Origin of the sequence: Micromonospora acroterricola, assembly GCF_003172955.1 — a bacterium.
Lineage (GTDB): Bacteria > Actinomycetota > Actinomycetes > Mycobacteriales > Micromonosporaceae > Micromonospora > Micromonospora acroterricola.
This window is the reverse complement of sequence record NZ_QGKR01000149.1, coordinates 1-19,438: the sequence shown is the minus strand read 5'-3', so window position 1 is coordinate 19,438 and position 19,438 is coordinate 1. Positions and strand designations below refer to the sequence as shown.

Below are 19,438 nucleotides of genomic sequence, written 5' to 3'. Positions count from 1 at the left end.
GGGTTGAGCCGGCCCCGCCGCGACGGGGCCGGCTCGACCGTGCGCTGCCTGGTCAGCTGTTGAGCGTGGCCAGCAGAGCGGTGGCCATGCCCTGCTCGCCCCGTGCGTTCGGGTGGAACGGGGCGGCCGAGTTCTGCGGCACCAGTCCCTCGACCCACCGGGTGCCGCTGCTCTTGCACGTGTCGCGGCCGATCGACGGGGTGTAGACGTCGGCGTAGGTGGCGCCGTTCGCCGCGGCGGTGCGGGCCAGGGTGGCGTTGAGCGACTTCGCGACGCCCCGCAGGTACGGCACGTCCTGGTAGGCGATCGGGACCACCGGCCAGCAGCCGTAACCGGTGTCCGGCAGGATCGCCGGGTACCCGAGCACCACGACCCGGGCGCCCGGCGCGGCCCGGCGGACCGCCTGGAGCACGGCGGTCACCTTCGGGGCGGCGGCGGCGATCCTGGCCTGCAACTGGTCGGTGCCGCCGGCGGTGAACCGGTCCTTGCACGGCGAACCGAGCGGGCTGCTGAGGCTCGCCTCCGCGCAGTCGCTGATGATGCCGGAGAAGCCGATGTCGTTGCCGCCGATCTGCACCGTCACCAGCGCCGTGGTCGACGTGACCGCGTTGAGCTGTGGTGGCACCGCGATGCCCAGCTGTCCGCTCCCGCCGTAGAGGATGTCGTCGGTGGTGGCCCCGGAGCAGCTCACGTCGACGAACGGCGACGAGCCGGCGGACGCGGCGACCAGGGACGGGTAGTTGCGGTTGGAGCGGAGGCAGTTCAGGTCGACCTGGGTGGGGATCAGCGGACCGGCGGTGTACGAGTCGCCCAGTGCGACGTAGCGTCCGGTCGGCACGGCGGCGTTCGCCGGCGTGGTGACGGCGAGCAGCACGGCGGCGGTCGCCGCGGCGAGTGCGGCCAACCGGGTGGCTGCCCGCAGGAGCGGCAGGCGGGGACGGGTCATGGCGCCTCCCAGAGGGGGTGCTGGTGGTGGTGCCGAGAGTCTGTCGACGGCCACGACGAGCGTCAATATAGATAGGGCTCACTATCTACTGGTCCGAGCTGTGGGCCGGGGCTACCTGGCTGGGGCCACGTCGGTCCGGGCGGTCGCGGAGCGGGAGTGTGGCCCCGGCGGGCCGGGCGTTGGCACGGTGGGGCCAGCGGAGCGGGAAGACGCGGGGCGCGCCGCCTCGTGACGGCGTCCCGTACGTCTGATCGGAGGACCCGTGTTCCGCCACGACCGACACCTTCAGTTCAAGGCCAGGCCGGAGAAGCCCGACGCGCTGTTCGCGATGAAGTTGCAAGAGATCCTCGGCGGCCAGTTCGGCGAGATGACCGTGATGATGCAGTACCTCTGGCAGGGGTGGACCTGCCGCGTGCCCGGCAAGTACAAAGACATGATCATGGACATCGGCACCGAGGAGATCGGCCACGTCGAGATGCTCACCACGATGCTGGCCCGGCTCCTGGAGGGGGCCCCGGCCGAGACGACGGAGAAGGCGGTCGCGGCCAACCCCGTCCTCGCCGCGGTGCTCGGCGGCATGAACCCGCAGCACGCCATCGTCGGCGGCGGCGGCCCGCTGCCCCGCGACAGCCAGGGTGTCCCGTGGAACGCCGGCTACATCGTCGCGAGTGGCAACCTCCTCGCGGACTTCCGTTCCAACGTCGCCGCGGAGGCGCAGAGCCGCCTACAGACCAGCCGGGTGTTGAACATGACCGACGACCCCGGTGTCAAGGAGATGCTCGGCTTCAACCTGGCCCGGGACACCTACCACCAGCAGCAGTGGCTGCTCGGCATCGAGCAGCTCATCGCCGACGGCTACGTCGAGCACGGCATCGAGCGCTCCAACAGCGACATCGAGAACGCGGATCACAACCACACGTTCTGGAGTTTCGGTACGGACAGCCGCGCCGGAGAGGGTCGTTGGGCACAGGGACCGAGCCTCATCGGCGGGGAGGATCTGACCTACCGGCCCGAGCCGGTCGCGCTGACCGACGACACGGCCCTGCCCCCGCCGCCCGACCCGAAGCTGTACGCCACCTACGACGGCTCCCGCGGCCCCGGCAAGCCCGGCGACGCGGCCGGAGCCCACGCGCAGGGCGTCACCAACGTGGTCCGCAAGGTCAAGGACGCCCTCGACTGACACGACAGCGGAGCCGCGTCAGGGGTCCGGGTGACCCGCCCCGCCACAGAGGACGACGGGCCACCCGGACTCGAACCACACCACACGCCTCGCTCACTCCCGGACGACGGTCTGCGCGTCGGAATCGGTCTCCTGGGAGGCCGCCCAGGAGGCGAGCAGGCGTAGCGCGTCCTCGGACGGGGAGGCGGGCTCGGCGGTGTAGATCGTGAGCGTGAGGCCCGGTTCCGCGGCCATCTCCAGCCCTTCGTAGGCGAGGGTCAGGTCGCCGACGACGTGGTGGCGGTACTTCTTGACGCCGGTGCCGTGGTGCCGCACGTTGTGGGCGCCCCAGCGTGTCCGGAACTCGTCGCTGCGGGTGGAGAGTTCACCCACGAGGTCGTGGAGATCCTTGTCGTGGGGGTCGCGGCCCGCCTCCGTGCGCAGGATGGCGACGCAGATGTCGGCGGCGAGGTCCCACTCGGGATAGAAGCGGTGCGCCTTCTCGTCGAGGAAGGTGAAGCGGGCGATGTTGGCGGGGCGCTGCGGGTCGGCGTACACCTCGGCGTAGAACGCTCGGGCGAGCCGGTTGGCCGCGAGCAGGTCCATCCGGCCGTTGCGCACGAACGCGGGGCCCTGGGTCACCGCGTCGAGGGCCCATTGCAGGCTGGGGCGGACCGACCACTGCCGCGCGGTGCGACGGCGGGGCCGCATGAGGGCGCCGCTGCCGTCGGCGGCCCGGGCGAGGTCAAACAGGTGCGCCCGCTCCGCGTCGTCGAGTTGGAGCGCCCGGGCGACGGCGTTGAGCACGCTCGGCGACACGCCAGCGACCGTGCCGCGTTCGAGCTTCGAGTAGTACTCGATACTCACACCGGCCAGCGACGCGACCTCGCTGCGGCGCAGCCCCGGCACCCGTCGCCTGGTGCCGGCGGGCAGGCCGGCCTGCTCCGGCCGGAGCTTGGCGCGCCGCGAGACGAGGAACTCGCGGACCTCAGTGCGGTTGTCCACGTCTGGACCGTACGTCGCACGGCTGGTCGTTGGGGTGCTCTGTCAGTACACCTCCGGAGAGGAACTCCCTGCGGGGGCGCTGCCGGGGTTAGCTGGAGACCGATGAGCGTGGTGCGAGTGACGGTCGTTGTCCGGGATGTGCCCGGATGGCGGCATCATCACGACCCGCTCGGGTAGGCGGAAGAGAACACGGGCCGGATCGTGGCCGGTCCTTCGGAAAGGAAGAGCCTGTGCGTGGTGTTGTGATGCATGCTCCCGGCGACGTCCGGGTGGAGACGCGGGAGGATCCCGAGATCCTGCTCCCGACCGACGCGATCATCCGTCTCTCCGCCACCTGCGTCTGCGGCTCGGACCTGTGGCCGTACCGGGGCGTCGAAGCGGTCAAGGGGCCGTCCCCGATGGGCCACGAGTACGTCGGCATCGTCGAGGAGGTCGGCGGCGAGGTCAGGAACATCAAGCCGGGCCAGTTCGTGATCGGCTCGTTCTTCGCCTCCGACAACACCTGCGCGATCTGCCGTGCCGGCTACCAGTCGTCGTGCGTCCACCGGGAGCCGGTCGGCGGGCTCGGTGCCCAGGCCGAGTACCTGCGCGTACCGCTGGCGGACGGCACCCTGGTCGCCACGCCGGACGTCCCCTCGGACGACCTGATCCCGAGCTACCTCGCCGCCTCCGACGTGCTCGGCACCGGCTGGTTCGGCGCCGTGGCGGCCGAGGTCGGCCCGGGCAAGACCGTCGCGGTGGTCGGCGACGGCGCCGTCGGTCTGCTGGCCGTGCTGGCCGCCAAGCGGCTCGGCGCGGAACGCGTCATCGCGATGAGCCGGCACGAGCCGCGCCAGAAGCTGGCCGCGCACTACGGCGCGACCCACATCGTCACCGAGCGCGGCGACGACGGCGTCGCACGGATCAAGGACCTCACCGACGGCCTCGGGGCACACTCGGTCATCGAGGCGGTCGGCACCCAGGAGTCGATGATGCAGGCCATCCGGGCCACCCGTGCCGGCGGCCACGTCGGGTACGTCGGAGTCGCCCACGACGTCGAGCTGCCCGGCGAGGAGCTGTTCTTCTCCCACGTGCACCTGCACGGCGGCCCCGCCCCGGTACGCCGTTTCCTGCCCGAGCTGATCGACCTCATCGCGACCCGGCAGATCGACCCCGGCAGGGTCTTCGACCTCACCCTTCCCCTCGACGAGGCCGCCGAGGGGTACCGGGCGATGGACGAGCGCCGCGCCATCAAGGTCCTTCTCAATCCCTGACGAGACAACGAGCCAGGCGTACCGCACGGAGGACACGTGGAGATCATGACCAAGCTGCCGTCGGTCAAGGGACCGGCCGACTGGTTCACCGGAGACGTCTGGTTCGACCAGATCGTTCCGATGAACGGAACGACCATCGGCCGGTGCAACGCCGTGCACTTCGCCCCCGCCGCCCGCACCGCCTGGCACCGGCACGTCAACGGCCAACTGCTGCACGTCACCGAGGGCGTCGGGCTGACCCAGTCGCGCGGTGGCGACGTCGTCGTCATCCGCCCGGGCGACGCCGTCTGGTGTCCGCCCGGTGAGTGGCACTGGCACGGGGCCGCCCCCGACCACTTCATGACCCATCTGGCGATCTGGGACGGCCTCACGGCGGGGCAGGACGGGCCGGAGACCGAGTGGGGCGAGCACGTGACCGACGACGAGTACGGCCGCCGGCCCGCGTGACCACCTACCCGACGGTCTCCGGCAGGTCCTGAGTTCGCGCGATCAGTGCCCCGCCAGTCGCGGGTGGACCGCACTGACGGGGCACTGATCACTGGGAGGGGCGCTACTTCTTGACGATCGTGATCGTCGCCGTGCGGTAGTTGTTGCGCTTGTCGCTCTTCGTCGGGTCGTAGTTCTTCTCGATGTTGCCGGCGCTGTCGACCGAGAACCAGCGGAACGTCGTCGTCTCGGTCACGTGGAACACCTGCCCCGGCTCACGGAACTCGGTCGCCGCATAGCGTGGCGACTGGAGCGTGGGACGGCTGCCGTCCGTCGTGTAGTAGATGGTGGCCGGCTCGCTCGTCTCGAAGCGCACGTCGACGGGCCCGCGGTATTTCCCGCTGCCGGGGATGAGCCGGGACGTCGGGTCCTTCCGGTCCCTGCCCCAGTCCGCCGCGACCCGGAACATCTCCATGATCCCGTTGGCGTACTCCATCGTCTCGGCGTGACCGCTGACGAGCTCGGGATTCCCCGCCCATTCTGGCTGGAACGAACCGCCCTGCCAGTCGCCGGTGGCCGGGTTGTAGACGGAACCGCCGACCTCCCAGCCGAACGCGTAGATCCCGTAGGTGTAGTACAGGTCCTCGCGCACGTTGCCCGACGAGGAGTAGAGGACGTCGGACGAGCCGCCGACGTTCTCCGGCGTGACGACGGTCTCCCGGTGCGCCTTGACCTGCGACAGGATCCGGGCGGCCGACTGCCAGTAGAACGCCTCGTCACCCAACGGCGGGCGCGGCGTGGTGATCCGGCCGTCCGCGATGTAGGCGCCGGGCTGCCAGAAGAGCTGGCCGCCGTTGGAGTGCACCGACATCATGAACTTGATGTTCGAGTACTTCTCGACCAGCCAGATGATGTTCTTCGACTCCGGCTCGGACAGCTCCTCCGGCCCCTGGTAGGTGCCACTGACGCAGCTGGTCGACCCTCCGGCGTAGCCGTCGTGGCCCGACCCGACCCGGTAGTTCCGGTTCAGGTCGACGCCCCAGGAGTTCCGCTGCGCCGGATCGGCGTTCGCGTCCGGGCAGTGGTTCGTCATGTTCTTCCGCTGCGAGGCGAAGTTGTAGAAGCTGTAGTTCGCCCCGTCCGGGTTGTTGGAGAGGATGAAGAAGACGTCGGTGTTCTCGACGATCTTCTTCGTCTCCCGGTCGGACCGGTAGTTGTGCACCAGACGCTCGGCCGACTCCAGGCTGGTCGTCGCCGGCACCCACTCGCGGGCGTGGTCCTGCGCCTGGATCAGGACACCGGGCTTACTGCCGTCACGGTGCTTGCCGACCCGCAGGACGGGGATCGTGGCCGGGCCTCGCGGCACCTCGCCCGCCGGTGCGCCGGCGCGCTTCTGGTCGAGGAAGTCGGTCAGCGCGACCGGGCCGGCCGTCGGCGCGACGATGCCGGTGCCCTCGTTGGCGCGGTACGGGTGCGCCCGGTCGATGAGGCCCTGCGACCCGGTCCGCAGTGCCTCCGCCACCTCGGTGGCCGTACTCGCCGGCCCGCCGGAGGCGTCCTTGGCGAGGAGCACGCGGACCGCCTTGCCCGCGACCTCCACCGCGAGCGGGAGGTCCGCACCCGGCCGGTCCACGAACTCGACCGTGATGTCGTTGCCGCCCTCGTGGCCCCACGCCGCCGAGGTGACGACGACCGCCGCCTGCCCCGTACCGCCGATCTGGGCCTGCGCCTTGCGCTGGTACCCGTTCGTCTCGTTCGGCAGGTAGACGATCTCGGCGATGTCCGGGTACTGGCGGGCGATCTCCTTGGCGCGGCTGTAGAGCTGCTGCGGGTGCTTGTAGCCGTCCACGAAGTCGGACTTGTAGGACGGGTTCGCCGTCAACGGCGGCGGCGCGTCCTCGAGCCAGTTGGAGACGACGCCGGTGGCGACGCCACCGGTGGAGCTCGTCACCTGGATCTTGCTGGGGCGCGCGTCGAGCTTGAACAGGTTGCGGTGGAACATGTACTGCCCGGAGTCGACGAACCGGCTCATCGTCCGGGCGAAGCCGAACGGCGTGCCCTTGCCCGAGTCGTTCTCGAGCTGCATCCCGACGATCGGGTCCGCCTGCTGCCCCTCGGTGGTCCGCGCCTCGACGTAGAGGAAGCCCTGGCCCTTGGTGGTGAACCAGTCGGCGCGGGCGATGCGTACCGTCGCCTCGTGGTTCAACGGCTGGACGGCCCGCGCGCCGGCGGCGATGCCGATGCCGCCGTCGGCCTCGTCGCTCCAGGCGAAGCCCGCGTCGTCGCCGAGCACGTCGACGCCCATCGCCTCGAGCTCGGCGACCTGCCCGGCGGTCACCACCGCCTCGCCTTCGATGCCGGTCGGCACGCGCCGGAGGCCGTGCTCGAGGTCGAAGCCGGCGGCGGCCACCTTGTCCAGCATGTCGGCGCCGGTCAGCCTGATGTGTACGAGGCGTACCGCCTCCCGATCCTCAAGCTGGGATCGGCTGGCGGTGGCTGACGACCCCGTGGGATCCGCGCCCGCGGGCCCGGTCGCCACGAGGATGCTACCCACCAGGGCGGGCAGCGCGAGAAGCGCGATGCGCCGTTGTGTGCGCCGCATTCCCCCTCCTTCTACTAACGACGTGTGGTTGAGGTGGTGGCAGGTCCCCGTGCGCGTCGCCCCCATGTAGGACAGCCATGCCGAACGCGCGGTGAGCCTGCGAGAAGGAACGGGGAGGGCGTGAGCGGGGCTGGGTCCGGTGAGCGTATGTGCGTTTGCGGCGTCAGCGGTTCACGTCGATCGAATTTGAGCATTCCTTGAGGCGACCGCGGCACCGTTCACCGGGGTGCTGGTGAGGATGACGAGTTGCTGGGTGGCTCGGGTCATCGCGACGTAGCGGTCGACCGCGCCCTCGATGCCGTCGCCGAACGCCTCGGGGTCGACGAGGACCACCAGGTCGAACTCGAGTCCCTTCGACAGCACCGGGGTGAGCGACCGGACGCGGGTCATCTCCTGGAAGGCCGGATCACCGATGACGCAGGCGACGCCTTCGGCGTGCTCGTCGAGCCAGGAGTCGAGGATGGAGCGCAGGTCCGAGGTGGACCCGTGCACGACGGGGATGGCGCTGCTGCGGATGGAGGTCGGCACGTTGGCGTCCGGGAGCGCTGCCCGGATGACCGGCTCGGCTTCCGTCATGACCTCTTCCGGCGTGCGGTAGTTGATGCTCAGGGAGGCCAGGTTGATGTGGTCGAGCCCGACCCGCTCGAGCCGTTCCTGCCACGACTCCGTGAAGCCGTGCCGTGCCTGGGCGCGGTCACCCACGATGGTGAAGCTCCGGGACGGGCATCGGAGCAGCAACATCTGCCACTCCGCGTCGGTCAGCTCCTGGGCCTCGTCCACCACGATGTGCGCGAACGGGCCCGCGAGCAGGTCCGGTTCGATGCTGGGCAGCGCGGCCTCGTCGACCAGGGCGTCCTGGAGGTCCGGTTGGCGCAGGCTCGACAGCACACCTTCACCGTCGTCATAGGTGTCGGCCGCGATCAGATCGTCGACGACCCGGGACATGCGCGTGCGCTCGGCGGCGACAGTTGCGTCGTGCCGGCGCTTGCGCCCGGACGCCTCCGCGTCGCCGAGCCGCTGTCGTGCGGCGTCCAGGAGCGGCAGGTCGGACACCGTCCAGGCCTGGGGGTCGTCGCGCTGCAGCTTCCGGACCTCGTCCGGGCTGAGCCAGGGAGCGCACCGGCGCAGGTAGGCGGGAACCGACCACAGGTCTCCGACCAGGTCGGCCGCGTCGAGCAGTGGCCAGGCCCGGGTGAAGGCCGCCCGCAGCTCGCTGTTTCGCAGCAGCGACGCGCGGACCAGATCCGCCGGGGCGTCGCCGTCGTACTTCTCCACAAGGATCGTGAGCAGTTCCTCCCAGACCTCGTCGCGCGCCTCGTTGTGCGGGGTGCCGGGCCCCGGCGCCTCGAACGCCTGAGCCCAGTCGTCGGCGCTCAGCCGGATGTCGGAGTCGTCCGTGGCGACCGTCATCGATCTCGTCGGCGGCTCCTCGTAGAACCGGACGGCCGCCTCGACCGCCGTCACCAGGCCCGCGGACGACTTCAGCAGGGCCACGTCCGGGTCGCTCTCGATCGTGGCCGTGGCTCCCTCGGCGACGAGGTCCCGCAGGGTGCAGATCTGCACGTCCTCCTCGCCGAGGCTGGGCAGGACGTCGGCGACGTACGTCAGGTAGGGCTGGTGCGGGCCGACGAACAGCACGCCGCCCCGGCGGTGACCGAGACGGGGGTCCGAGTAGAGGAGGTAGGCGGTGCGGTGCAGGGCGACGACGGTCTTCCCCGTGCCCGGCCCGCCGTCGACGACGAGAGCGCCGCGGGATCCGGCGCGGATGATGGCGTCCTGGTCGGCCTGGATGGTGCTGAGGACGTCCCGCATCCGGGTCGACCTGCTGCTGCCCAGGCTGGCGATGAAGGCGGACTGGTCGTCGAGCGCGGCGCGCCCTTCCAGCCCGTCCGCGGTGAACACCTCGTCCCAGTAGTCGCTGATCCGGCCGCGGGTCCAGCGATACCTGCGACGGCTCGCCAGGCCCATCGGGTTGGCGTGGGTCGCTCCGAAGAACGGCTCGGCTGCGGGGGAGCGCCAGTCGAGCAGCAGCTGACGACCCGAGCTGTCGATGAGGCCACGTCGTCCGACGTACACGGTCTCGGAGGTGTCGGCGTCGACCATGTGGCCGAGGCACAGGTCGAGACCGAAGCGGCGCAGGGTGCGAAGGCGCCCCGCCAGTCGGCGGATCTCCTGGTCCCGGTCCACCGCCTGCCGGCCCTTGCCACCGGGCGCCCGGCGCGCGGCGTCGAGGCGTGCGGACAGGTCGGCGAACACCTGCTCAAGGTTCTCCGCGATGGCCGCGAAGTGCTGCTCGTCGCGGGCGATCAACGTCGGGTCGGCCTTGTGGGAGAGGCGGTCGGGAAGGTCGAACACACCGGTCGTCAGCGGGTTCACGTCAACAGCTCCGATCTGGGTTTCGGTGCGGGGAGACGGGTGCGCGGTGGCCCGCGCGCGAACCGTCTCCACCGGGTCCGCCGCCGGCGACGGGTCGTCGGTGCGGCGCGGCTCCATCGGGTACGCCCTCGCGGGGCCCGACCCGACGGGCCGGGCCCCGCACGACTCAGTGCGGCGCCGCCGCCTCCCGCGCGCGACGCTCGTCGCCGGTGAGGGTGGACAGCGGCTTCTCCCTGATGAAGAGCACCGCGAGCACGGCGAGGACCGCGATCGGCGTCGCCACCAGGAACAGGTCCGAGGTCGCGGTGCCGTAGATGTCGCGGATCACGGCGAGGACCGGCGCGGGCAGCGTCGCGAGGTCGGGCACCTTGGCGCTGCCGCCGCCGGTCGCCTCCGCGCCGAAGTGGTCGGCGACGAGCGAGGTCACCCGACTGCTGAGCACCGCGCCCAGAGCGCTCACCCCGATCGCGCCGCCCATGCTGCGGAAGAAGGTGAGCGTCGAGGTGGCCGCACCCAACTGGGCGGCGGGCACGTCGTTCTGTGCGGCGAGGACGAGGTTCTGCATGAGCATGCCGACCCCGATCCCGAGCACCACCATGTATGTCGCCAGTGGCACCACGCCGGTCGTCGCGTCGATCGTGCTGAGCAACAGGAAGCCGCCGGTCATCACGAGCGAGCCGACCACGAGGTACGCCTTCCAGCGCCCGTACCGCGTGATGAGCTGTCCGGCCACCGTCGAGGACACCAGCAGGCCGAGGATCATCGGCAGGCTCATCAGGCCGGCCACCGTCGGTGACTTACCGAGCGCCACCTGGAAGTACTGCGACAGGAACACCGTGCTGCCGAACAGCGCCACGCCCACCAGCGTGCTGGCCACCACGGTCAGCGCGACCGTGCGGTTGCGGAAGATGCCGAGCGGGATGATCGGCTCCGCGGCCCGCGACTCGGTCCGCACCGCGAGGGCCAGCAGGAGCACGCCGCCCACGACGAACGCCGCGGTCTGCCACGAGCCCCAGGGGAAGTGGTGACCGGCCAGGCTGGACCAGACCAGCAGCGTGGAGACGCCCGCCATGATCAGCAGTGCGCCCAGCCAGTCGACCGTCACGGGCCGGCGGACGACCGGCAGGTGCAGCGTCCTCTGCAGCAGGGCGATCGCGGCCAGCGAGAACGGGATGCCGATGAAGAAGCACCAGCGCCAGCCCAGCCACGAGGTGTCCACCAGCACGCCGCCGATCAGCGGGCCAGCGATCGTGCCGACGCCGAACACCGCGCCGAAGACGCCGGAGTAGCGGCCCAGCTCGCGCGGCGGGATCATCGCGGCCATCACGATCATCGCGAGGGCACCCATGCCGCCGGCGCCCACGCCCTGCGCGATGCGGCTGACCAGCAGCAGCGTGACGTTCGGCGCGAAGCCGGCGATGAGGGAGCCGACCACGAACAGGCTCAGCGAGAGCTGGATCAGCAGCTTCCTGCTGTAGAGGTCGGCCATCTTGCCCCAGAGCGGCACCGTCGCGGTCATCGCCAGCAACTCGGTGGTGACCACCCAGGTGTAGACCGACTGGGTGCCGCCGAGGTCGGCGATGATGCGCGGCAGCGCGTTGGAGACGATCGTCGACGCCAGGATCGTGACGAACATGCCGAGCATGAGGCCGGACAGCGCCTGGATCACCTCGCCGTGCGACATCCGCCCCGCCTGCTCGGCCGGCACCTCGTCGGGGGCCGCCGCCCGGGCGGCCACGGGCACGCCGGCCACGGCCAGGTCGTCCGACGCGAGCGCGGCAGGGGTCCCGGCCGCGGCCGGCTCGGGTTGAACGGTCATGAAATCTCCTCGGTGTCGGAACTGAAGATGGCCGGGGTGGTTGACGAGCGCCTCGGCCACCGGTGGGCGATTGGGCCGCGCCGTGACGCGGCGGGATGCGGCAGCCGGCATGGCAGCGATGACCTGCGTGTCGGCTCGGGCGTCCCAGCCGTCAGCGGTGGGTGGTACGGCGACGGCAGCAGGATCCACGACCCCATCCGCCGTCCAACCGGTCCAGGCGCCCCCAGCAGGGCGGACGGACGACGTTCTACCTCGCCACCCCGGATCGGGCCCGGGTAGGTGGGCCCTGAAGAAGCGGCACGGACGGCTCGCTCACGGCGAGTCCCGCGCCCCGCGAGGCGATCTTGTTCGGGGCGTCAGACCCGATACCCGCCGGGGCCCGACCGTCGACAACAGCACACGCATCTCACGACTCATTTCCGCAGGTACTGGGCTTCGGCCGGCAATTCTGCGGCATGACCCGGGTCTTGCGGCAAGCCCCCAGGTGCGGTATATGTTGAGAGTGGCAGGGAATGGGTGTTTGCCTTCCCCATGATCATCCGGCCGACGAATCACCTTCACACGCAGCGGCACCCTGCTGCCTGGGGCGCTGTCGCGGCGTCTCCGGCGACGTCGCCGCCGGTTGCTCAGCGGGTGTCACGCCGTCGAGGCCCCGCCAGGTCAGCCACCCCCTGTGCCGCCGCGGCCAGTGCCGCCGGCGTGTATCCCGGCGTCGTACCCGGTTCGACCTCGGCCGACGTGTCGCGCCGCAGGACATCCACCGCGTGCCCGTAACAACCGTGGAGCACGGTGTCGCCGTCGCGTACGTGGATCAGGTCGAGGGGCCCCTCGCACCGCCGGTCGTCGTCGGCCGTCGGGGCGCACTGGCATCGCTGCCGCTGCCAGGCCGCGATGTCCTCGGCGGTGGGGGCAGCGGCATCCTGCGCTTCCCGGCTGCCGGCGAGATCCACCAGAAACTCGGGGCCCTCGGCTCCCACAGCGAGGTCCCGTCCACCCACCCGCTGAGACAACAGCCAGGTCACGTCGTCCGTTCCGTGGAAGGCCGGGTCCAGCCTCCGCTGCTCGGCCCGGCCCGGCACCAGCGGGTGCGTGGCAAACCAGACGCGCGGTCGTACGACGACCTGCCGGCGATCCTCCCCTGCGGCGGGCAGGGTTGGCGTCACGCTGATGGTGCCGCCGAAGGTGTAGTCGACGTCGGCCCACTCGGAGGCCCGCTCCAGCGTCCCTCGGGCACCGCCGGCACCGAGGGCGCGCAGGTCGTCCAGAAGGTCTGTCAGGTCTCGGTGGAACTGGGACGCGACGCTGCCTGCGTAGATCCACATCCTGTACCTCCCGGACTTTGTCGCACCGCCGGCACACCACCAGTATCCAACTCCGCGCCACCCGGCGTACCACGCCGAACACGGACAGTCGATGGTGTGGAGTGAACGAGGTCATCGGTACCGGGCGCGGATCGGCCCGTCATGGGCACAATGGACAGGTGGTGAGTGACAGCGGAGACCGGTGACCTGGCGCTCGCCCTGGCCCGCAGTGTGGCGCCGTGGACGACGACCGCCGTCCGCAGGCCCTGCTTCGCGCGCCGGCGGTTGGATCTCCAGCACGAGAAGCGTCACGGCGATGGCGAGGGCAGCGTCGCTGAGAGCCGCCAACCGGCCCGGCTGACGCGCGAGCCCCCGCCATCAGGACCGCGCCTGGCATAGGTGCCGCGCGGACGGGTAGCGCGGTCAGGACCATGCCCACCAGCGAGGGGACGACCATGACGATCACCATGTCGATGCTGGAGACCTACCCGAAGTCGATCAACCTCGACCGGGCGAAGCTGGCCGCGACGATTGACGCGCTCAACGCCTGCGCGCAGGCGTGCACGGCGTGCGCGGACGCCTGCCTGAGCGAGGACAGCGTGGCTGAGTTGACCAAGTGTGTGCGTACCGACCTGGACTGCGCCGACATCTGCACCACCACCGCCCGGGTGCTGTCCCGGCACACCGGCTACGACGCCAACGTCAGCCGTACGCTGCTGGAGGCCTGCGCCACCGCCTGCAAGGCCTGTGGTGACGAGTGCGCCCGGCACGCGCAGATGCACGAACACTGCCGGGTCTGCGCTGACGCCTGCCGGGCCTGCGAGCAGGCGTGCCGCGACCTGCTGGCCACCATCAGCTGAGCCGACCGCCGGCACGTCCGACCGCGCGATGCCGTCGCGCCCGGTCGTCAGCCGGGCAGGGTGATGCCGCCGATCGGGGCGAGCACCTCGCCGGTGTAGTACGACGACAGCTGATCGCTGGCGAAGAACACGTACGAGGGTGCGATCTCGTCCGGTTGGGCGGCGCGTCCCATCGGCACCTGCTGGCCGAACTCCTGGACCTTGTCGGCGGGGAACGTGGCGGGGATCAGGGGCGTCCAGACCGGGCCGGGAGCGACGCAGTTGACCCGGATGCGTTTCTGGATCAGGGACTGGGCGAGGGAGTAGGTGAGGGCGATGATCGCGCCCTTGGTGGCCGAGTAGTCGATCAGGTGGCTGTTGCCCTTGAGCCCGTTGATCGAGGCAGTGTTGATGATCGCCGAGTTCTCCGGCAGATGCTCCAGCGCCGCCCTGGTGACCCGGTAGTAGCTGTGGATGTTGACGGCGAAGGTGTGCTGCCACTGTTCCTCGGTGATCTCGGTCAACGAGTTGGCGTTCTGTTGGTAGGCGATGTTGTTGACCAGCAGGTCCAGGCCCCCGAGCTCTCGCGCCGCCTGGGCGACCACGTCGGCGCAGTGTCGGGCATCGGCCAGGTCGCCGGGGAGCAGTATGCAGCGTCGTCCCGTCGCCTGGACCAGCTCCGCGGTGTGTCGGGCGTCGTCGTCCTCGTTGAGGTAGGCCACCGCGACGTCCGCGCCCTCCTTCGCGAAGGCCACCGTGACGGCCCGCCCGATGCCCGAGTCGCCACCGGTCACCAGGGCCCGTCTGCCTCGGAGCAGGTCGCGGCCGGTGTAGTCGGCCATCTCGTCGCGGGGCCGAGGGTTCATGCCGGCGGTCTCGCCGGGGTAGGGCTGCTCCTGTGGACGAGGATCGGGCATACGATCAAAATCAGACATACCGGGCCGTTACCCCTTGGTTGTCGGATGATTCCCACGGACCCTGACCCGAACGGTTGCGGATCAGGCGAGGGCGGCGAGCAGCGCCTGGCGAGTCCCGACGCTCGCCAACTCGCTGTCGAGGGCACGGTCCAGCAGTTCGGCGAGGCGGGGCACGAGAGCGCGCGCCACCGCGACGGTGCTCGGGTGGGCGGTGGTGGTGCTGAGGCCGGGCGGCATTCGGCACCAGTTCCACCACACCTGATCACCGGCGGGGTTGGCCGGGTCGGCCCAGGCGGTGACGGTCCGGTGGAGGGCGGCGTACTCACCGGGCCGCAGCTGGACGACTGCCGGCCGGTCGTCGGCCTGCCCGAACAGGCGCATGAGGTCGAGTTCGGTGACCGGCCCGCCGTGCAGCACCGCGACCGCGCCGTCCACCGCGCCCTGGTTGGTGTGCTCGCTGGCGAGGACGAGCCCGGCGTCCGCCCCGCTGCTGTCGCGGGCGACCCGAGCGATGAGACCGGGAAGGTAGTGCCGGGCGCCGGTGCGGCTCAACCAGGTGTGTCGGCTCTGCCCGAGGACGTTCGCGGCCGCGGCGTCGAGGGCGCGGACGGCCGGATCGCGGTGCTGCGGTCGCCGGACGGGCGCCGGGTGGACGCCACGGACGTCGGCCCGGCCGCCATTGGACGGCAGGTCCACCACCAGGACGGACGCCGCGAAGATGTGCGGGTGCCCGAAGGGGACGCCGCCGAGCGTGCCGATCCAGGAGGCGGGAGTGTGCCCGCCGAGGACGAGGTCGACGCTGGTGATCCACGGCTCGGTGAGCGTGGTCAGCCGTTCGGTACGGGCGCCCACGACGGCGGCGTCCGGCTGCTGCGGCCACCAGTCCACGCCGTCGTGCAGCAGGACGACCACCCACCGGGCGCCGTCCGCACGTAGGTCGGCGCTCAGTTCGGCGACCCGGTGTGGCCAACCGTCCAACGGCGGCGGGGCGGCAGCGAACCGGTGGCTGAAGGGGTGGGTCAACCCGATCACACCGACGGGACCACCGGCGGTCTCGATGATGGTGGACGCCGGTAGGCCGACGTCGACGTTCGCGCACAGAACCGGATAGGGCAGCAGTCCGGCGGCCGCCCGCAGCGCCGGTACTCCCTCGTCGAACTCGTGGTTGCCGGCCGCGGCCGCGTCGATGGGCAGGTGCGCCAACTCCTGCCACGGGCGGCGGCCGAGCAGCGGCTGGACCGGCCCGACGGCGAGGTCTCCCGCGTCCAGCCAGATGGTCGCTTGCGCCTCTCGCTCCCGCTCCAGCAGGTCCGCGAGGCCGGCGCAGGTGCCGGCGGTGCCGAAACTCGTCCGCAGCGGCACGAATGCCGCGCCCAGGTCGGTGGTGGCCAGGATCCGCACGGCGGTCCCCGGACGGGCGGTCGGCAGAGCATTCATCACTCCCAACATAGGACAGGTGGCGGGCAGGCGTAACCCTGTTTGCCCGGGTTCGTCGCTCCGCAGGGCCGTGGTCGGCGGGGGATCCAGCCGCCGAATCTCCACACGGGACCGACGCCGCAAAGAAGTCGATGATCTACAGGTTGGGCCGGATGCGCGGGGGTAGAGGTCTCCACATGCGCGTTCTTGGCATCAATGCGATCTTCCACGATCCCGCGGCCGCCCTGGTGGTCGACGGCCGGGTGGTGGCCGCCGCCGAGGAGGAGCGGTTCAGCCGCCGCAAGCACGGCAAGCGTCCCGTGCCCTTCTCCGCCTGGGAGCTGCCCGAGTTGTCCGCGGCGTGGTGCCTGGCCTCGGCGGGCATCGACGTCCACAGCCTCGACGCGGTGGCGTACTCCTTCGATCCCGGCCTGTGCGGCGACCTCACCGGGCTGGGACTCGACGACCCGTGGGACTGGTTGCGCGTCGACTACGCGAAGCGGGCGCCGCAGTTCCTCGCCGCCGCCCTGCCCGGGCTCGACCCGGAGAAGGTGCGGTTCGTGCCGCACCACGTGGCGCACGCCGCCTCCGCCGGGTTGGCCGCTCCGACGGCCGGCGACGACACCGCGGTGCTGGTTCTCGACGGACGCGGCGAGGTGGCTAGCCACCTGGCCGGCGTCTACCGCGACGGACGGTTGTCGCCCCTGCACTCGCAGCAGCTCCCGCACTCGCTCGGCCTGCTCTACGAGGACCTGACCCGTCACCTCGGCTTCCTGCACTCCAGCGACGAGTACAAGGTGATGGCGTTGGCGTCGTACGGCCAGCCACGACACCTGGGGACGCTCCGTGAGCTGGTCCGGGTCACCGACGACGGCGGCTTCCACGTCGAACGGATCGACTGGGCCAGCCTGGCCAAGGCGCGCACCGGCGAGGGCGAGCTCAGCGACGACCACGCCGACCTGGCCGCCAGCGTGCAGGCCCGGTTGGAGGAGGTCATTCTCGATCTGTCCCGCTGGCTGTACGACGCCTCCGGCGGCGCCACCACCCTCGCGATGGCCGGCGGAGTCGCCCTGAACTGCGTGGCCAACGCCCGGCTCGCTGCCGAGGGGCCGTACCGGGACGTGTGGGTGCAGCCGGCGGCCGGCGACGCGGGCACCGCGCTGGGAGCGGCCCTGCACGTGGCGGGCGACCTGGGCGACCGTTCCACGCCCCTGAACGGGGTGGATCTGGGCCGGGGCTGGTCCGACGAGGAGTTGGAGGCGGAGCTGCGGAGGGCGGCGCTGCCGTACACCCGGCCGGAGTCGATCGCCGCAGAGGCGGCCCGGGTGCTCGCCGACAACGGGATCGTCGCCTGGTATCAGGGGCGCAGCGAGTACGGCCCCCGGGCACTGGGCCACCGGTCGCTGCTCGCTCACCCCGGTGACCCGGCGACCACCGCGCGGATGAACGACGTCAAGGGGCGCGAGCAGTTCCGGCCGATCGCGCCGATGGTCCGCGCGGAACGCTTCGCGGAGATCTTCGAGGGGGTGTTTCCCAGCCCCTACATGCTCTTCGTGCACCGGGTGAAGCCGGAGTGGCGCGACCGGATCCCGGCCGTCACGCACGTCGACGGCACGGCCCGCGTGCAGACCGTCCAGGCGGACACCGAGCCGGTGCTCGCCGAGATGCTGGCCGGGTTCGAGCGTCTCACCGGTCTGCCGGTCGTGGTGAACACCTCGCTGAACACCGCCGGTCGCCCCATGGTGGACACACCGCGCGAGGCGATGGAGCTGTTCGGCTCCGCACCGGTCGACCTGCTCGCCCTCGGCCCGTTCGCGGTGCACCGGCGCGCGCTGGCCGGCAGCCGATGATTAGCATCGTCGTTCCCACGCTCGGCCGGCCCAGCCTCGCCACCCTGCTCGACGCGCTCTCCGGCCAGCTCGCCGAGCTGCCCGAGGTCGAGCTGCTGCTCGTCGACGATCGTCCCGACGACACCGGCGAGCTGGCGGTGCCGGGCACGCTGGCGGCGTACACGAAGGTGCTGACCGGGCGGGGCGCGGGCCCGGCGGCGGCCCGCAACCTGGGCTGGCGGGAGGCCCGTGGCCGGTGGGTGGCCTTCCTCGACGACGACGTGGTGCCGGCCCCGGACTGGGCCCGGCGGCTGCGCGACGACCTCGGTGTGGCCGACCGGGTGGGGGGCGTGCAGGGCGCGGTGGTGGTCCCGCTGCCGGCGGGCCGCCGCCCGACCGACTGGGAACGCGCCACCGCGGGCCTGGCCGAGGGGCGATGGATCACCGCGGACATGGCCTACCGGCGGGCGGCGCTGGCCGCCGTGGGCGGCTTCGACGAGCGCTTCCCCCGTGCCTACCGGGAGGACGCCGAGCTGGCCCACCGGGTCCGTCTCGCCGGCTGGGACCTGGTCCGGGGTCGGCGCCAGGTGACCCATCCGGTACGCCCGGAAAGCCGCTGGGTCAGCCTGCGCACCCAGCGTGGCAACGCCGACGACGCGCTGCTGCGCCGGCTGTACGGGCGTACCTGGCGCACACAGCTCGACCTGCCCCCCGGCCGGCGGACGCGGCACGTCGCGGTCACCGCGGCCGGAGTGATCGCGCTGGCCGGCCTGGCGCTGCGCGCGGTGGACCGTTCCCGCCGTCGTCGGCGCGTCCTCGGTGTGGTGGCCGGCGCGGCCGCGCTGGGCTGGGCGGCCGGCACCGCGGAGTTCACCCGCGTCCGCGTCGCGCCCGGCCCCCGCAGCCCGGACGAGGTGTCCACCATGCTGGCCACCAGCGCGCTCATCCCGCCGCTCGCGGTCGTCCACTGGGTGGGCGGCTGGTGGCGAACCCGCACGGTGCCCACTGGCGCGCCGGTCACGGCGGATGGGCTGGCGACGACGGGTGGAGGGTCACCCCGCTCGCCGCGGACCCCGGAGCCGGCATGACCGCGCCCGGTTCCGCCCTCTACGACGCGGTGCTGCTCGACCGGGACGGCACGCTCGTGGAGGACGTGCCCTACAACGGCGACCCGGAGAAGGTCCGCCCGGTGCCGGGCGCCCGACCGGCCCTCGACCGGCTGCGCGCCGAGGGGCTCCGCCTCGCCGTGGTCACCAACCAGTCCGGCCTGGCCCGTGACCTGTTCACCGAGCGGCAGATGCACGCGGTCAACGCCCGGATCGAGGAACTGCTCGGCCCGTTCGACGACTGGGCGATCTGCCCACACGACGAGACCGACGGCTGCGCCTGCCGGAAGCCGGCCCCGGGCCTGGTGCACGCCGCCGCCCGGTCGCTCGGCACCACTCCCCACCGCTGCGTCATGGTCGGCGACATCGGCCGCGACATGACCGCCGCGCTCGCCGCCGGCGCCACCGGCATCCTGGTACCCACCCCGGTCACCCGCCCCGAGG

16 protein-coding genes are annotated in these 19,438 nt (G+C 71.6%); 7 read left to right on the top strand and 9 right to left on the bottom strand.

The genetic code is table 11. From position 1 onward, the window contains the following. Positions 1 to 52 precede the first annotated feature (52 nt). On the bottom strand, positions 53 to 946 hold the full coding sequence (locus DKT68_RS07710; protein ID WP_109816720.1) for an SGNH/GDSL hydrolase family protein: 894 nt from the start codon (positions 944 to 946) through the stop codon (positions 53 to 55). Between the two features lie 262 nt (positions 947 to 1,208). On the opposite strand from DKT68_RS07710, the gene DKT68_RS07705 reads away from it, so the two are divergent. Continuing rightward, positions 1,209 to 2,126, top strand: a complete 918-nt coding sequence (locus tag DKT68_RS07705; RefSeq protein ID WP_109816719.1) for a manganese catalase family protein — start codon at positions 1,209 to 1,211, stop codon at positions 2,124 to 2,126. A 93-nt stretch (positions 2,127 to 2,219) separates the two neighbouring features. Here the strand turns inward: DKT68_RS07705 and DKT68_RS07700 are convergent, their stop codons facing one another. Beyond that, positions 2,220 to 3,110 (bottom strand): helix-turn-helix transcriptional regulator, encoded by an 891-nt coding sequence (locus tag DKT68_RS07700; protein ID WP_109816718.1) that lies wholly within the window; start codon positions 3,108 to 3,110, stop codon positions 2,220 to 2,222. Between the two features lie 245 nt (positions 3,111 to 3,355). Here DKT68_RS07700 and DKT68_RS07695 point away from each other — a divergent pair, with 245 nt between their 5' ends. Beyond that, positions 3,356 to 4,363, top strand: a complete 1,008-nt coding sequence (locus DKT68_RS07695) for a zinc-dependent alcohol dehydrogenase family protein (protein WP_236646777.1) — start codon at positions 3,356 to 3,358, stop codon at positions 4,361 to 4,363. Between the two features lie 45 nt (positions 4,364 to 4,408). Further along, a complete protein-coding gene (locus DKT68_RS07690) occupies positions 4,409 to 4,810 on the top strand; it encodes a (R)-mandelonitrile lyase (RefSeq protein ID WP_201748951.1) in 402 nt (133 codons plus the stop codon). A gap of 103 nt (positions 4,811 to 4,913) precedes the next feature. Here DKT68_RS07690 and DKT68_RS07685 read toward each other — a convergent pair whose 3' ends face one another. The 5 genes from DKT68_RS07685 to DKT68_RS07665 all read right to left on the bottom strand — a co-directional run bounded on the left by DKT68_RS07685 (position 4,914) and on the right by DKT68_RS07665 (position 13,235). Continuing rightward, complete coding sequence (locus DKT68_RS07685; RefSeq protein ID WP_109816715.1) at positions 4,914 to 7,391, bottom strand: M14 family metallopeptidase; 2,478 nt, start codon at positions 7,389 to 7,391, stop codon at positions 4,914 to 4,916. A 171-nt stretch (positions 7,392 to 7,562) separates the two neighbouring features. After that, positions 7,563 to 9,884 (bottom strand): RNA polymerase recycling motor ATPase HelR, encoded by a 2,322-nt coding sequence (helR, locus tag DKT68_RS07680; protein WP_236646776.1) that lies wholly within the window; start codon positions 9,882 to 9,884, stop codon positions 7,563 to 7,565. Positions 9,885 to 9,933: 49 nt separating this feature from the next. After that, on the bottom strand, positions 9,934 to 11,451 hold the full coding sequence (locus tag DKT68_RS07675) for an MDR family MFS transporter (protein WP_109816809.1): 1,518 nt from the start codon (positions 11,449 to 11,451) through the stop codon (positions 9,934 to 9,936). 761 nt (positions 11,452 to 12,212) lie between these two features. After that, positions 12,213 to 12,908 carry a hypothetical protein gene (locus tag DKT68_RS07670; protein ID WP_109816714.1) on the bottom strand — a complete coding sequence of 232 codons (696 nt, stop codon included), beginning with the start codon at positions 12,906 to 12,908 and terminating at the stop codon, positions 12,213 to 12,215. Positions 12,909 to 13,019: 111 nt separating this feature from the next. Beyond that, positions 13,020 to 13,235: a TMEM175 family protein gene (locus DKT68_RS07665; RefSeq protein ID WP_109816713.1), complete on the bottom strand. Its 216-nt coding sequence runs from the start codon at positions 13,233 to 13,235 to the stop codon at positions 13,020 to 13,022. 107 nt (positions 13,236 to 13,342) lie between these two features. Between DKT68_RS07665 and DKT68_RS07660 the strand changes: the two genes are divergently transcribed. Further along, complete coding sequence (locus tag DKT68_RS07660) at positions 13,343 to 13,747, top strand: four-helix bundle copper-binding protein (RefSeq protein ID WP_109816712.1); 405 nt, start codon at positions 13,343 to 13,345, stop codon at positions 13,745 to 13,747. A gap of 47 nt (positions 13,748 to 13,794) precedes the next feature. Here DKT68_RS07660 and DKT68_RS07655 read toward each other — a convergent pair whose 3' ends face one another. Together DKT68_RS07655 and DKT68_RS07650 are read right to left on the bottom strand one after the other, a co-directional pair. Beyond that, positions 13,795 to 14,643, bottom strand: a complete 849-nt coding sequence (locus DKT68_RS07655; RefSeq protein WP_236646775.1) for an SDR family oxidoreductase — start codon at positions 14,641 to 14,643, stop codon at positions 13,795 to 13,797. 81 nt (positions 14,644 to 14,724) lie between these two features. Further along, the gene (locus DKT68_RS07650; protein ID WP_161556630.1) at positions 14,725 to 16,080 is read right to left on the bottom strand and encodes a metallophosphoesterase; all 1,356 of its coding nucleotides are present in this window, start codon (positions 16,078 to 16,080) and stop codon (positions 14,725 to 14,727) included. Positions 16,081 to 16,256: 176 nt separating this feature from the next. On the opposite strand from DKT68_RS07650, the gene DKT68_RS07645 reads away from it, so the two are divergent. The 3 genes from DKT68_RS07645 to DKT68_RS07635 all read left to right on the top strand — a co-directional run. Beyond that, complete coding sequence (locus DKT68_RS07645; RefSeq protein WP_109816709.1) at positions 16,257 to 17,909, top strand: carbamoyltransferase family protein; 1,653 nt, start codon at positions 16,257 to 16,259, stop codon at positions 17,907 to 17,909. Further along, entirely contained in the window at positions 17,906 to 18,976 is a 1,071-nt protein-coding gene (locus tag DKT68_RS07640; protein ID WP_109816708.1) for a glycosyltransferase family 2 protein, read from the top strand. The genes DKT68_RS07645 and DKT68_RS07640 overlap by 4 nt, the downstream gene beginning before the upstream one ends. Continuing rightward, positions 18,973 to 19,438: D-glycero-alpha-D-manno-heptose-1,7-bisphosphate 7-phosphatase (locus DKT68_RS07635; RefSeq protein WP_146218311.1), on the top strand; the 466-nt coding region annotated here is incomplete at its 3' end. The genes DKT68_RS07640 and DKT68_RS07635, both read left to right, overlap by 4 nt.

Bases quoted from the DNA above. Each gene is read 5' to 3' on its own strand.
- DKT68_RS07695 (WP_236646777.1), top strand. From the start codon at position 3,356: ATGCATGCTCCCGGCGACGTCCGGGTGGAGACGCGGGAGGATCCCGAG.
- DKT68_RS07660 (WP_109816712.1), top strand. From the start codon at position 13,343: ATGACGATCACCATGTCGATGCTGGAGACCTACCCGAAGTCGATCAAC.
- DKT68_RS07640 (WP_109816708.1), top strand. From the start codon at position 17,906: ATGATTAGCATCGTCGTTCCCACGCTCGGCCGGCCCAGCCTCGCCACC.
- DKT68_RS07655 (WP_236646775.1), bottom strand. From the start codon at position 14,643: ATGCCCGATCCTCGTCCACAGGAGCAGCCCTACCCCGGCGAGACCGCC.
- DKT68_RS07645 (WP_109816709.1), top strand. From the start codon at position 16,257: ATGCGCGTTCTTGGCATCAATGCGATCTTCCACGATCCCGCGGCCGCC.
- DKT68_RS07675 (WP_109816809.1), bottom strand. From the start codon at position 11,451: ATGTCGCACGGCGAGGTGATCCAGGCGCTGTCCGGCCTCATGCTCGGC.
- DKT68_RS07650 (WP_161556630.1), bottom strand. From the start codon at position 16,080: ATGAATGCTCTGCCGACCGCCCGTCCGGGGACCGCCGTGCGGATCCTG.
- DKT68_RS07710 (WP_109816720.1), bottom strand. From the start codon at position 946: ATGACCCGTCCCCGCCTGCCGCTCCTGCGGGCAGCCACCCGGTTGGCC.
- DKT68_RS07670 (WP_109816714.1), bottom strand. From the start codon at position 12,908: ATGTGGATCTACGCAGGCAGCGTCGCGTCCCAGTTCCACCGAGACCTG.
- helR (WP_236646776.1), bottom strand. From the start codon at position 9,884: ATGGAGCCGCGCCGCACCGACGACCCGTCGCCGGCGGCGGACCCGGTG.
- DKT68_RS07690 (WP_201748951.1), top strand. From the start codon at position 4,409: ATGACCAAGCTGCCGTCGGTCAAGGGACCGGCCGACTGGTTCACCGGA.
- DKT68_RS07685 (WP_109816715.1), bottom strand. From the start codon at position 7,391: ATGCGGCGCACACAACGGCGCATCGCGCTTCTCGCGCTGCCCGCCCTG.